We start from the raw sequence: 13802 nt of genomic DNA on the forward strand, positions 1-13802 counted from the left end.
TTGAATTGGCTTAGAGTGTTATAGTCTGTTTTAATTTAATTATCACTGCTTTCAGATTTATAAATAAAAGTATCAATGATGTCTGTGTCTGTGTAATCATCATCATCAGTTGGAGAAAAACTCTTTGGATGATTTGCAGCTAACAAACTAAGGACCACAACAAATAATATGAATAGGGTTTTATTCATTCTTGACGTTCCTCTTGTACAATAAGTCCCTTGTTCCATAAAGCTAGTACAACATCCATCTGCGAATTATGGGATTTCCCCTGACCTTTCATTACCTCTTTCCATAATCTGTTTTTATCATTGGCTAACACTGAATTCTTCCTTAATAACCTTACTGCTTCAAGCGCATACATTTTGTTTAAACTATGCGATTTATAAGCATAATTTCCTTTGGAGATACCCGTGATTAACCCAGCCTCACATAAACCAAGAAAAGCATTTTTCGGGCAACCTTTACGCTGAGAATTCGTGTTTTCTCCGTAAATCTCACTCGTAGACTGATTCCATCCTTTTAAAGGTGTACAATCAGGTTTGTCCATTATTAAAGATACTGCCTCTACAGCCGCCAAACCGTACTTGCCCATTATGATTTCCCCTCTCTCATACGCACTCCTGAATGTACTATGAATAGTAATAATTATGATAAAATAAGGATAACTTCTAAAATGAGGTGAGCACATGTTTAATCCAAAGGTCTTCTTCTATTAGTTGTGTCGTGGTAATGGCTGACATAGCTATAATCTAACCCGACGCGACGGGGATGAAGTTGTTTAAGCAGGCAAAAATTCAGTCGTGGGACAACCAGAATCAGGATTATTGGAAGTACATAAAAAAGTACAAAGACCCTAGGACAGAAAAGCTAAAGGATCATCGCAAAGGAGTCAAAAGTGTTCATTTCAACAAAGAATGTAAATCAGCTAGAAAATATGATTATCAAAAATACAGAACACAAATGAAATGTTTAATGCGTAGTGAACAATACGATCTTCTACGCAAATATCAACGAACCAGCGGTTGGATTACTTGGTAGAAACAATAGTAATTGCAAAAAACGGCAGCCCCTTAAATGGGTTGCCTTTTCTCATTTCATGTGAAAATAGCGGGTAAATACTACATAATGTGTAGCACATACCCGCTATTTTACCCTTGATGTATTTACCCTATTATGCCAAATGCACCCTATACATTCACTTAGTTCTGCATAATAAAATCATTATCAATCTTCGCACTCGCGTCCTCGAATGTGCGCAGAATGTCATAACGCGTGTTGCGCTGCGCCGGAATCTTGCCAGCTTCGCGGATGAGCTGGGTGATCGACTCAATGTTGACCTTGTAGGTCGCGCCCGCCGAGACTGAGGCATGTGATTGTTTATGCCTCCGAGCAAAAAAACCTTATTTTAAAAGGCTTTAGCGGTAAAATAATGATTTTGAGGTAGGGTAAATACCGTCAAGTGTAGCAACTACAAGCTTGTTTGAGGTTATTGTACATCAATGAGTATAATTTATCCAGGCTGAGTTAATGAGCCGATATAAAGCATTCATTTTTATCCATGTTGTTACACACTCAATTAAAGTGGGGCGTTATTTCCCTATATGATAAACAACCTACCTCACTTCAAAACAAAAGAGCCATGGAGTGGTTCCATAGCCCTCAGATTAGAAATATTATTTTTGAAATGAAAATACCAATAAGTGGTTTGTGTTATCTTTCTCCATCTGCAAATCGACACCTAATGTCGAAAACACTGAAGCTAATGGAACTAATTTTTTACCCTCAATTGTTACTATCCCTTGAAGATCATTAGGGTTATCCGATATTACATATTGCTTACTCTTGTCTGAGTTATACAACGTGTAAGTCCTATAGTTGGTGTTAATACTCACATAATTTGATTCCATTTTGAAATAATTATCTACACTTCGCATGTCAGCTTCTATCTCACCTTTAACAAACGGATTATCACTGGTATTTAAAGCATAATTATCATACGCTATAGCCAATAGCCTTACTATGGTACTAATCGCACTCACAGAATCCACATAAAACAAACCGTTATTATCCTCATATACTATAGAAGCATCAGATCCAAACTTGTATACCTCATTGTCAATTCTAAATACTTGCGTTAATTCTTTCAAAGGTTTCACTGTCACTTTCATTTCATCTTTAGGTTGCGAGACATTTACTTGTGTGGTTTTTTTATCAAATATCTCTACACTCTGATTGGTTGGTCGCCACAATACATCTTTATTCATAATATTTGAAACGTCTCTCACAGATAAATAAATACTTCCGTTATAAGACAACGCAGGTTTAGACAAGACAACTTTCGCTCCACCTGAATATACCTTCACATCATTTCTAAGTAAACTTTGAACCTTTTGATACGCTTCTGCACCATAAGCAGAAGTTACCCCAAAGAGTACAGCACCACATAAAAATCCGCTAATAAACTTTTTCATGCTTTCACCTCTAATAATTATTTTCAATTTATCAGTGCCTTTACGTGTTGATGCATTAAATTATTTAAATTCAACCTCTCGAACTTGAGCCATGTTACCTTGACCTTTTACATACTTATAACTTGGAATTTCCGATGTTGCAGACACGTAGATACTTCCAGACTTTAAAGCTTCGAATAAGTCCTTGAAGCTCCTTCTTTCGAAATACAAGTACCAGCTATCTGATCCATCATCTGGGACCACCCTTGCACAGAAGTAGATATCTTCAATTTCATTACCAAAACCATAATTATAATAGTCATCAAGAGTCGCTGTTCCCTCAACAACAAAGTTTTTGTCCAAATTGTTCTCCATGTCAAATTGTACGTCTCTTGCCTTGAGTCTATTCTCCTTCATGTAATCATCTATGTATGAAATCTTCTTAGGGTCCTTTAATTCTTTTCCTAAATCTTTAATAAAATCTTTCCTAAGGTTGCCTGGATTTAAAGCATCTTCTCCTACAATACTGACAACATTTTCTCTGCCAACTTCAAAATCCTTCACACCTTTATTTTGAATCTCTTTACCACTGCCCATAATTGATTGATATTTACCATTGACCATTTGATCGACAGCGTTGATAAGTTTTTGCTCTGCATCAGTTTGTTTAACAAATCCTTTTAGAGATTCCGCAGTGGTTTTCAACCCAATTATGTCTATTTCGCTTATTCCCCCCTTATATTCATTAGCACTTATAGCCAATTGTATAGATGCTTCCCACGTTACCTGCTCAATCTCCAATGGTCTTTCTACACTCTTGCTTTTGATGGCAATATTGTTATTGTCATTGTTACTGCAAGCGAGTAATATTTGCATAATTAACAAAATTGGTAATAGTATCTTCTTCATATTGTCCCCCATTAGTATTTTGATGGAGCCTTCTAAGGCTCTCACATCCAATAATACCATTTAGATATGTAATTATAAACCATTATGTGGAGTATAGCCGACCATTCGATATCCTACATTACAGATAATAAGTGTAAAAGGAGTCCTTCCTTTGACACTTGAATCCATTTTCGGAAAAGTAGTTAAAAGTATTCGTATTAACAAAAATATTACTCAAGCACAACTTGCTGCTGAAAGCACATTAGAACGCACTTACATATCTGAGTTAGAGAACGGAAAGTATCAACCTACCCTGACCAGTTTATTTGATATTGCTAGAGGTTTAGGTATAAAGCCCTCCGATTTAGTGAAATTGGTTGAGCTTGAATTTGAAAATCAGAGTAATCGTTAAAAGTGTGCAACTTTCCTATTTGCTTATAATGACTCGCACCACTTCTTTTGACACCACTCGTTGTAGAGCCTAGAATGGCTGTAGATACGAAAGTAAGTATTAAAGCCTCAGCGAAGATTAAAAACAAAAGAACACTTCACATGATTGAGAAGTGTTCTTTTGTTTTATTCGTTAAACAATTTATATTAATTATTTTGATTTAAGAAATTTATTAATGTTTTAATCGCTTTTGCATGATTTCCGTCAGTGACGTTCAAACCAATAACCTTTACGTTTTTCATATTTAATTCTTTTATTTCGGATAACTCAGGGTTAAATAACACTATATAATGGTCTGTTTTTAGGATACTTATCAATTTCTCATACATTTTAACAAAAAATTTGTCTTTGAATGAGAAACCCAAAAATAATAAAGGTCTAGTACCTAGGATTGCCGATAACTGCATCATAGTTCCTTTTTTGGTATATAGTTTATTATAGTCCCTATTTGTGACTATCATGGCAGATTTGCGATTAATATGCCCATGTAAATGAATAATGCTATTACCAGTGGTAGACATATTCCGCAGGCTTCCTATTTCATCCATACAAATTGGAGAATTATAGTCGCCCGCTAATGTCAAGTATCGTTCCATAGCCAAATCATAATTAGTTGTAATATAATAGTCTGATTTCAACTCTACAAAATCAAAAAAATTATGTTTTTCATCTTCTAAATTATAATTTGCTGTAGCCATTATCCTGATTATCTCTTCTTTAAGTTGGTCTTCATTTGAAATGTATTGCGATTTATCCATCAAATAATCTAACGCTCCAAAAAAATCCCCCTCATCAATAAAATCTCTATATACTTCTTTTAAATGTTCTTTAGGAAAATACTCATAAAAATTCTTAAGTAAATTTTCCCAATTAGGCAACCCTAATGGAATAGAAACTCCAGCACCTAAGAATGGGATAATGGTATCTATATCTTTTTTTAAGTTTTCAAAATTCCTTTGAAGTTCAGGCATAAAATACTTTTGTTCATCTTTCATCGAGATATAAGAAACTATTTTATCATAGTGTCCTCTGCTGAAATTATATACTCTATTGATTTCATGATCTCTGGCTCCATCATGAAGTATTTTCATGCAGTAAGAACATTTATCAGATAAATTTTTCGTTTCTTCGTCTCCAGCATTTTCGTGGCAATGATACTGAAATACTATATTTAATAGACCCGCCTCATGTAATTTCTCGCATAACAGTATTTCTAGATTAGAAACGTTTACCTGAATGTCATCATCATTAAAGTGATTAGTACCAAATTTCTCAATAAGATTCAAAATAGAAGATTGAATTTTTTCTTCAGATTCCTCTGTTTCATTTTTAACGGTATCTATTAATATTTCTAATGACATGATGGAGAATCTCCTTATTATGATGTCTTGTGGCTATTAGAGTTATTTTAAAGGCACTTTTCTTTGCCTCTATGGTTGTCTGTATAACGTCATCATCTTCACTATCATCAAGATCATAGAACCAAGACATAGACCATTTTTCCAATTTTTTTGTACTTTCAAAATCTGTTAGCAAACTATATAAAGTATCTGAACTTGCTATAGGTTTTGTAGCAGTTGTGGTGCCAGTTGAACTTCTATTTGTACGAGAATTTTTATAATGAATTTTCGTGGGATAACCAATTAATGATAATTCCCTCGCTTTAGTTCTTAATGAATTTTCGTCCATATTACTACTTACATAAACACCTAATAAAAGTGCTCCAAGTTTTTTTTCTAAGTTTTCAGCTTCATTTCGCGTTGGTTTGTTACCCAACTCACCTACCTTTTTTATTAATTGCTTCACTTTCTTTTTTATTAAATCATTTGTATTTTCAACTACCAGTTTCTTTGGCTCCTCAAGCAATTTATCAAATAATTCTTTGCAGAATTTATACATGCCTTTTTGATCATCTTCAATCGAAATCTCTTCCAAAGAGATACCCATAAAACCACAAATTTTGTTTTTCAAGAATTGATAATACATACCTATAGAATATTCATCTTGTTCACCTTTCCCCTCTACCTCTTCACCTGACGAAAGTCCTGCTGTATATTTTGTATATATGATAAATGTTTGATTAATAAAATCAATTTCAACCGCACCCAATAAAAATTCATTCTTCATTTCTTTTTTGTATTGCTTTCTATATACATTTCTACCAAACAAAAATCTTGCAGAAGAGATATACCCATCGTTTTCAACACAATCATAACCAGCTATAAAATCAGCGCCATCCTTACTAACATTAATATTATCCATTAAATAAAATCCTTTATTGGATAAATAAGGATATATAGAATTTGATAAATTCAATTTAAATTCATTGATTACATTTGAAACTCTCTTGTAAAAAATACTTGTTGACAATTTTGAAGTATTTAATTTATATAAGTAAATATTCGTTAATCTCCCATATATTATTTGCTCGAAAAAAATTCTATTTATTACTCTCATACTCTCTCTGCTATTTCCAAATTCTTCTACAAGAGCAGTATAAAAATCTGCAAAATTATCCTCTTCACTCTCATACTCAAGTTCTTTTTTTATTAAGCGTTTAAAATCTTTAAGATTAGTATATTCAATAAACTTGACACCTGCGTAAGCATACGAACTAGGATTAGCTTCCATGACCCACCTCAAATTGTTTTCTCATAAATTTAATTATTCAACAAAATAGTGGAAAACCCTTTTTAGCAATCAGTCAATAATGCTTTTCTCACTATATCACGTCTGATAATGTAGATAAAACTCGAATTTTATCTATGGCTGCGCACCTCCTAATCCCTTATTCTTTGCTGGATCTATTCCATGGAAAATTGCATCGATTCAGTTGTTCAAACCTATACAATAGTTGGAGGATGCTCTTTATGTTCATTTAACGGTAAACACATTGTATTAATTGGAATAATACACTGAAATTCCCTCAAACTCCGACATTATCAGGAGTAACGATACTTCCATATCTCAATAAGTACAACATATCTACCGTTAACGCATTTTAGCAAGAACGTTAAAGGATACAGTGTGGAGGATTAAATTGTTGTGAAATTCGAGTGTTAAATCCGAGGAAAGGAAATGTGAAGTTATTGTTACAATAGCTTCACATATTTGAAGCCGAGCCGGATTGTAGTGCCCACCCTATACTGAGAAAAAAAGACTTTTTTCCGTGTTATAACCTACCCCCCGGTATGTCGTGGAATTAGCGTTCCACGACATGTCGAGGTAACAACATAAAACATTACTTATTTACGGTATTTCCGTGCTTTTATTTAGGAATTTTAGATTATACATATTATGTAATTTTTTTAAAAAAATCAATACGCTTTGATTTATGATTCCTCTACTTTCTTTAACGGTTCAATATAACACTGTCTGGTTCTTGAACACATCTTATACCTTCCCAACTTCCCACCTCACTTACGCATCTCCTTCTCCTCTTCAACATTCTCTAACTGCATCAACACCGAGATATCATTAATTCCCAAGGCAGCCGCTAGACGTTCCAAGATTCCGATATTCAACTCCTTCAATTTATTGTTGCATAGGTTAGATATCTTAGCCTGTGTTACATTGGACATTTTCGATAATTCCATTTGAGTCATCTTTCTGTCATTCAGTATTTTTTTAAGCTTAATATTGATTTTTTTCACCTGAATACCTCCATAAAATTATTGTTGACTTTACACCTTTAGCGGTATACGCTGCTGGACAGCCCCAGTATACACATTAAATAACATTTAATCAAAATACAGTTAAATAAATGTCTTTACCGGGAGTACACAATAAGAATAGAGGGTATGAAATTGATTAATAACGAAACAAAGTTGAACATGACGCTTAAGCTAACAACTACCACTACTGCATATGCCTATGATGGTCCAGAGAGGCTCATTCTCCATAACGAAGTATGGGTAACATCCAAACGTCTAAACATCACATTCGATAAGAAGGAAGCACTACAACATCCCAACTATCGTTTAGCTAATAGTGATGAAGTATTATGGTGGGCAGGTGCAAGTGATTGTGATATACCGGAGATAATTGAATGCGAAGATGGACTTTTTAAATGGATCGAGCCTGGATATGACATTGTGGAAAGCGGATTGTTTAAATTATAGAACAAACAACAAATAGCCCATATCATACCACAAAGTATGTTATGGGCTATTCAAAAATTCATTTGATATTAGGCTAACCACATTTTAGTATGAACTCTCCAACAGAGTAATCAACCAACGTAAAATTGCGTTTGTTTCAAATCAAGCAACAAACTCAGCAATTCATCTGCAATCTCTTATTAAACTCCAGCTTGAGATATTTTGGTTAATACCTGTAAGATAAGCCTTATGATCAACATAGACAATTAAAAATCAATTTAATGAATAAAAATAATAATTCAAGTAGATAATTTTCTTTTAATTGGTTTTTTTATATATTATTGTAATTTTTATTTTGAAATGATATGATTTATTTGGATGAAGCAAGGTTGATAGTGGTTTTAATTTCTTTTTTCAAATTCATTAAAAGGAGAATAAAACCATGAGTAAAGATCCATTTATTGTTTATGTTAACCTGCCAATTTTACATTTAATAGCAATATCAGTAACAGTAATCATAATATTATCGATTCTTAAAGGAAAAAAACCCTCAAGATAAAATATTTACTCAACACAAATAAATAAATTCAACATCTTTATCAAAACCAATAAATTGTCACACCACTATTAACCTCATCCACGTATCCTTCTAAAGATTAGAAGTTCGTGGATGAGTAAAAATAAATATATTAATATGATGAAAGCCCATATACCAATATTAGGTATTGGGCTTTCTCAGCCTTCACCTTCATGAAATATGCAATTGCCCTATCTTCATCCGACATATTCAAGTAATCATTAGCGGGACTACGTTGTGCAAGTTGATCACGCATATGATTGAACTCTCTGATATAACTCTCTTTAAACATGGCAGCGTCTTTTCCATTGTAACCCATAGCAAGAAAAGTAAATCCATCTTGTGTGATGAAGTACTTTGGTCTAAGTTCGCCTTTTTCATCTAAATAGTTAACCAACTCAAAATTGAGTTCGTTAAATGCTTCACTACAATCAAGGGATTTGATATCACGCAATACGTTTGCGTGTCTCTTCCCAAACACTTCCGCTATCTTCAAACTATCTGTCACTGCTTTACCTTGTTGCTCGATTACTAATTGAATGAACCATGGTTTGTTGCAAAAGATGTATGTGATGTCTTAGAAATCAGCAATACCACAGATGTTATCAAGAGATTAGAAGAAGATGAGGTGACTAGATTCAATCTAGGGGGCTTATTTAGTGAAGTAAATGTCATCAATGAATATGGACTTTATTCTATTATTATGGGTAGTCGCAAGAAAGAAGCTAAGGATTTTAAAAAATGGATTACACATGAGGTTATACCATCTATTCGTAAACCAGGTGGTTAATCTGTCGCAATTGATGATTCCGCAGCATGTTCGCCAATACGACGAATTAGTAATTTCACAAAACTTTCAACCCATAACGTATCCTCATCCGTTAGAGGCACAAAATTATTCCTTACTCCTTTTCTAGCAGTTAACTTATCGCCTCTCGCCGAAGTCAATTCTCCTAAACTATCTAGATCATCTCTGTTTATTCCGAATTTATTTGAGGCATGTCCTCGCCCCCCTGCCAGTCCCTCAATGTAACTCAAACAAAAGTATGCCATACTAAGCAACTGGTCCCTACCTTGCATATACATTTTATATCTAGTCCAAAGTAATTCAGCATCAGGAGATGCAATAAAATCAGAGGGAATTGTAGGATATGCTCCTCTCACAATAGTCATCTCAGCAGATAGTTCACCTTTTGTACTAAAAGCAATACTTCCCATATTATTTTTATCACTATAGACGACATCAGCAGATAAAAACAAAAAATCCAGTTCACCAAGTCCATGCTTCAAGGCTACATCTATTTCCCAAGTCTTTAAAAGAATTTCAACAATATTTCTAGCATCTTGAACTTGAGAATAATGTTTTTTCATTTCACAAATTAACAGTCCATTATTCATCGACAGATAAAATTCTTCCGTATCGAATTCTACAAACGCTTCTTTTGTATACTCCATATGACTATTTGTAATCAATTTATAAGTGAGACTATTTACATGAGATTCATCCACAAAAACACCCTCCGGAATTTTTTTAGAATCTATATATTATTTGAAGAGAACAGTCGATATTTCACTCCACCATGATCAACTTACTTTCCCACAGCGCAATTACAACATGCATTTGTTCGTTATGCTTCTTATCACCTTTAATCAATTCTTTCCACAATACACTTCTATCACTTGCTAACTCTGGATTAACTTTCAGCAGCTTTACAGCTTCAACAGCGTATGCCTTGTTCTTATTGTTTGGTCTAGTAATGTAAGTTCCGCTAGGAACACCTCTGACTAGCCCTTCTTCGCATAATCCCAAAAAAGCATTTCTAGGACAATCTTTACGTTGTGAAGAACTGTTCGCTCCAAATATTTCAATTGTAGCTTGATTCCAAGCATCAATTGGAGAAATATTGAACTCATTGCATAGTCCTACCGCTCTTATAGCTGACTGGGCATATTTATTCATTTTTATTCTCCTTCTTATCATTATTAAAACCAGCAGTAATAATTTGCTCCGATATGTTAACATCTAAATTAAAAATATGATTTACAATCACAACAACAAAAGTCATTACTCTTGTCAGCAAGGGAAGAACTATATCAATATTTTTATTGCTAACACCAAAATGAACCAAAAGTTCTTTCTCAGTACCAGTCATGTACATTTCAGATGAGCTACTTAATCCATGTACATACTCACTACTCCAACGATAGACTGTATTGTACATTTCCTCTAAATCCATTCCTGGAAGTATGCTGATCTGCAGATCATCAACAGCTCTCGCTCTCATTTCTACATTCTTTAATTTTGACCAATCTGTTCTCTGATATTTATTTTTAAAGTCCTTAGCTTTTTCTTCAAAACTAAATGAATTCTCGTTAGTAAAAATCTCCGCTGGAACTGCTAAGGCTCTGGAGTTCTTCCTCCTATGGCTTTGCATGTTTTTCCATGCTTGATCCATTTTGTGACGAGATACATTTACATACTCTATCCAAGCTAACCGTTCTTCATCATTTCCATTTATCTTTTTAACTTGCCATAAATAACTCATATTCACTAAAGACTCCATAACTGCTCTTACTAAAATAAGTCCACTAGAACCCAAACCTAATTTAGATAAGTGATAAATAGCCAGCGATTGGTGATATGTATGGGTAAAATAGTATGAAATAATAAATTGAAGCTGATCAAGGTCATATGGATTGATCTTCTTTTTATTAAATGTATCAATTAACACTTCGCTTGTGTGCAGTACTGATATTAACTTTCTGAAGTTAGCGAGATTATCTTTATGCGTATTGGATAACTCATCTAACTCTTTTTCCCATACATTATCTAATTGAATTAGTTTCCTCATTATTGAACCTCCAATATTTTATGAGAAATCGTAGTTTTCACAAACCAATTCTTATGCTATGATAAACATCATCGGATAGCATAGTTGGTTGTCTCCCCCTTGAGAGTGCAGGAGGAAACAAATGACTACACAATTTATTTTAGTTTCAACAATATTATTGTACCTTTTAAAAAGTATTTCTACTATGAATATTGATTTTGATATGAAAGTACGCATCAAACGGAAGAAATAACTAAATACCCAACCACTATTCTTTAACTCTATCCGAAATCATCTCTTTAAGGGGGATGAGGATTTAAAGAGTAAATTATAGTGGTAGAATAAAAAGCCATGACCTTATTAACAAAGGTCATGGCTTTTCTTATCCTTCTCAATGCATGACTTCTCAGGCTCCCCTAAAATATTTATCAACATACCTATATTAAGACAACTATCATTTGATTTAATACAAATATAATGTTTGTCTATTTAACGTTTTCTTTTATACTAAACTACAAAAGTATTCATTCACCATTAAGTTGAAAAAACCCTAATGATATTCACCTAATTTTTCCAATAATTCTACAGGTGATAAGACTTTTGTGTCAATTCCTAATGACTCGTATATCAATGAAGCCCTCTCTCTTAGGTTTCCATCATCAGTAACAAAAAAATTCGCCATCACTGCATAAATAACATGTTCAATATCATGAGTATTACTTTTTATTGTCCTATTGTTTTTATTTCTTTTAAAAGATAGGTTATCAAATAATTCACAAAAAGAATTGACAGCATTATTAAGTGAGCTATAATCATTTTTCCAATCCAACCATTCCATTCCTTGATAGCGCGAGCAGAGTAATTTAAAATGTTCATTTTCTAATATTTTTTTAACAGTAAGCTCTCTGTTATACTCTTGAGATGTATGCTCAGGATAAAATAGTCTTCGATCATCAGCAAGTAAAAGTTTATAGTTCTCATATTCTTCAGTAATAAATTCATCACCCTTTATCCTAGCTAATCCATATTCAGGATTCTCAAAAGCCAAACTTAATTTCTTACCATCAAATCTAGAAACAATTAAATCAGAGGTAATCTCCCTAATCATAGTTAACAAGCTTTCTTGATGTGTATTAATTTTCATTCTTAACAATTCTTCAAGATGGGAAGGACTATACATATAATGTACATGAATATTATCTTTACTTGTCTTTATTGAGCATTTAAACGAATTATCTTTCGAGATAAAATTATTGTAAATATTAGTATCTAAGTAAATATAAACATCATTGTTGTTAATTGAAAATGACTTTCGAGCAAACTTATAGGGATCTGTCTGCTCTTTATAGTTACTAATTAATTTGTCATTTATAATTACTTTCTTCCAAGAATGCAACTTTATTTCTAAGTCATTTTTACTTTCTTCACTTTGAAGAAATTCATATAGAATTTTTTTATAGTAGGAAAAATCCAAACAATTGGCACAATCCATGCATGGAGGATTTATTTTCCTATTTGTTAAGGCATTGTCATATTCCATGCAATCCTCAATAATCCAGTTTTCAATTAATTCGCTCTCGCTATTCAATATACTTTCTATCATCCCCAAATAATGAATACTTATTTTCCTATACTTTTCGCAATTATCCATATGCATCTCCTTCTAAACTATTGAATTCTTTTAATTGTATCTAGTCGTCATTTAGCCATCTCTCAAAAACCTGTTTAATATTTTTTTTTAATCAAAGCAACTTTTAGATTGGTTATTAAACTTAAATATCTATATTCATGTAATAAATGGTCATATAATCTAATCATACACATATATTGTTTCTTTATAAAGTGGTCACAAAATTATACGCAATCTAAATAATCCTCCCGTACATAACCTGGTCCTCCCCATCAAATAAATTCTTATATAGCAACTGTCTAAGGATGGAGGATGTATCTCTTACCTTACCATTGCCTGCAAAAATGACGACATGCATAATTCAAGAAATAGTTGAACCTTTAAAACAAGTAATAACAGGTCTAGCCAGTACAGTTCAAGGATTAGGTACGACACGTAATGTAGTAAGTGACTCTCACTCAAGGAAATACGAACCTGACGCACATCATGCAATTCTAGTGGTGAATGCATCTAAAACAGTAGCTTCTTTTATGTTCGGAACATTTCAATATCGACAAGTAAAGGGCATTTTAAAAAAGGAAGTGAAACAACCTAATTGATTCTATTAATGAATTATAGTGCGTTCATTAGTTAATGTTACAGGAATGCCGCTTGCGGCATGACAGGAGCGAAGCGACAGGATTTTAGGGTTTTGACCTTCAGGGAGCGTAAGCGAGAATACCCTACCCTTCCCTTCCCGAAGGGGTTTATAGTAGGTTTTTTTCTTTCTCTTAGTTCTTTTGTTTATACTGTATAGATCAGTGTCAATCTTGACCAACAATTAAACTTATCCGAGTATACAAAGAAGTCAAATCTGACACGAAATTATACTTTGA

The 13802-nt window shown here is 33.2% G+C and carries 16 protein-coding genes and 1 pseudogene; 4 read left to right on the top strand and 13 right to left on the bottom strand.

Features of this window, described 5'->3' with window-relative positions:
- Nucleotides 1-35 precede the first annotated feature (35 nt).
- The 5 genes and pseudogenes from C173_RS34120 to C173_RS03165 all read right to left on the bottom strand — a co-directional run bounded on the left by C173_RS34120 (nucleotide 36) and on the right by C173_RS03165 (nucleotide 3359).
- A complete protein-coding gene (locus C173_RS34120; protein WP_155991213.1) occupies nucleotides 36-188 on the bottom strand; it encodes a hypothetical protein in 153 nt (50 codons plus the stop codon).
- Complete coding sequence (locus tag C173_RS03155; protein WP_036722394.1) at nucleotides 185-592, bottom strand: DUF6979 family protein; 408 nt, start codon at nucleotides 590-592, stop codon at nucleotides 185-187. Before C173_RS03155 ends, C173_RS34120 begins: the two co-directional genes overlap by 4 nt.
- 607 nt (nucleotides 593-1199) lie before the next feature.
- A pseudogene (locus C173_RS34815) lies at nucleotides 1200-1358 on the bottom strand (dehypoxanthine futalosine cyclase); the annotation flags it as partial.
- A 315-nt stretch (nucleotides 1359-1673) separates the two neighbouring features.
- The gene (locus C173_RS03160; RefSeq protein ID WP_036722395.1) at nucleotides 1674-2471 is read right to left on the bottom strand and encodes a stalk domain-containing protein; all 798 of its coding nucleotides are present in this window, start codon (nucleotides 2469-2471) and stop codon (nucleotides 1674-1676) included.
- A 60-nt stretch (nucleotides 2472-2531) separates the two neighbouring features.
- Nucleotides 2532-3359, bottom strand: a complete 828-nt coding sequence (locus tag C173_RS03165) for a hypothetical protein (RefSeq protein WP_155991216.1) — start codon at nucleotides 3357-3359, stop codon at nucleotides 2532-2534.
- A 151-nt stretch (nucleotides 3360-3510) separates the two neighbouring features.
- Between C173_RS03165 and C173_RS03170 the strand changes: the two genes are divergently transcribed.
- Entirely contained in the window at nucleotides 3511-3750 is a 240-nt protein-coding gene (locus tag C173_RS03170) for a helix-turn-helix domain-containing protein (RefSeq protein WP_036722399.1), read from the top strand.
- A gap of 185 nt (nucleotides 3751-3935) precedes the next feature.
- Here C173_RS03170 and C173_RS03175 read toward each other — a convergent pair whose 3' ends face one another.
- From C173_RS03175 to C173_RS03185, 3 genes are all read right to left on the bottom strand, one after another.
- Nucleotides 3936-5150, bottom strand: a complete 1215-nt coding sequence (locus C173_RS03175) for an SIR2 family NAD-dependent protein deacylase (RefSeq protein ID WP_036722400.1) — start codon at nucleotides 5148-5150, stop codon at nucleotides 3936-3938.
- On the bottom strand, nucleotides 5119-6420 hold the full coding sequence (locus C173_RS03180; RefSeq protein WP_036722402.1) for a hypothetical protein: 1302 nt from the start codon (nucleotides 6418-6420) through the stop codon (nucleotides 5119-5121). Before C173_RS03180 ends, C173_RS03175 begins: the two co-directional genes overlap by 32 nt.
- Before the next feature lie 785 nt (nucleotides 6421-7205).
- Nucleotides 7206-7442, bottom strand: coding sequence for a helix-turn-helix domain-containing protein (locus C173_RS03185; protein ID WP_036722405.1), 237 nt, complete (start codon nucleotides 7440-7442; stop codon nucleotides 7206-7208).
- 180 nt (nucleotides 7443-7622) lie between these two features.
- On the opposite strand from C173_RS03185, the gene C173_RS03190 reads away from it, so the two are divergent.
- Nucleotides 7623-7910 (top strand): hypothetical protein, encoded by a 288-nt coding sequence (locus C173_RS03190; RefSeq protein WP_235191744.1) that lies wholly within the window; start codon nucleotides 7623-7625, stop codon nucleotides 7908-7910.
- A 668-nt stretch (nucleotides 7911-8578) separates the two neighbouring features.
- Here the strand turns inward: C173_RS03190 and C173_RS03195 are convergent.
- Nucleotides 8579-8974 (bottom strand): Rha family transcriptional regulator, encoded by a 396-nt coding sequence (locus C173_RS03195; protein ID WP_268748431.1) that lies wholly within the window; start codon nucleotides 8972-8974, stop codon nucleotides 8579-8581.
- Between the two features lie 27 nt (nucleotides 8975-9001).
- On the opposite strand from C173_RS03195, the gene C173_RS33490 reads away from it, so the two are divergent.
- Complete coding sequence (locus C173_RS33490) at nucleotides 9002-9256, top strand: BRO-N domain-containing protein (protein ID WP_081750984.1); 255 nt, start codon at nucleotides 9002-9004, stop codon at nucleotides 9254-9256.
- Here C173_RS33490 and C173_RS03200 read toward each other — a convergent pair.
- From C173_RS03200 to C173_RS03215, 4 genes are all read right to left on the bottom strand, one after another.
- Nucleotides 9253-9975, bottom strand: coding sequence for a hypothetical protein (locus C173_RS03200; protein WP_036722411.1), 723 nt, complete (start codon nucleotides 9973-9975; stop codon nucleotides 9253-9255). The two genes, C173_RS33490 and C173_RS03200, sit on opposite strands and share 4 nt — an antisense overlap.
- Before the next feature lie 61 nt (nucleotides 9976-10036).
- Nucleotides 10037-10426 carry a DUF6979 family protein gene (locus C173_RS03205; RefSeq protein WP_036722414.1) on the bottom strand — a complete coding sequence of 130 codons (390 nt, stop codon included), beginning with the start codon at nucleotides 10424-10426 and terminating at the stop codon, nucleotides 10037-10039.
- The gene (locus C173_RS03210; protein ID WP_036722417.1) at nucleotides 10419-11318 is read right to left on the bottom strand and encodes a DUF5677 domain-containing protein; all 900 of its coding nucleotides are present in this window, start codon (nucleotides 11316-11318) and stop codon (nucleotides 10419-10421) included. Before C173_RS03210 ends, C173_RS03205 begins: the two co-directional genes overlap by 8 nt.
- 529 nt (nucleotides 11319-11847) lie before the next feature.
- Nucleotides 11848-12948, bottom strand: coding sequence for a hypothetical protein (locus tag C173_RS03215; RefSeq protein ID WP_036722420.1), 1101 nt, complete (start codon nucleotides 12946-12948; stop codon nucleotides 11848-11850).
- Between the two features lie 323 nt (nucleotides 12949-13271).
- On the opposite strand from C173_RS03215, the gene C173_RS33495 reads away from it, so the two are divergent.
- Nucleotides 13272-13526 carry an abortive infection family protein gene (locus C173_RS33495; RefSeq protein ID WP_235191745.1) on the top strand — a complete coding sequence of 85 codons (255 nt, stop codon included), beginning with the start codon at nucleotides 13272-13274 and terminating at the stop codon, nucleotides 13524-13526.
- The last annotated feature ends 276 nt before the right edge of the window (nucleotides 13527-13802 follow it).

It is taken from the genome of Paenibacillus sp. FSL R7-277 (assembly GCF_000517965.1).
GTDB lineage: Bacteria > Bacillota > Bacilli > Paenibacillales > Paenibacillaceae > Paenibacillus_AQ > Paenibacillus_AQ silagei.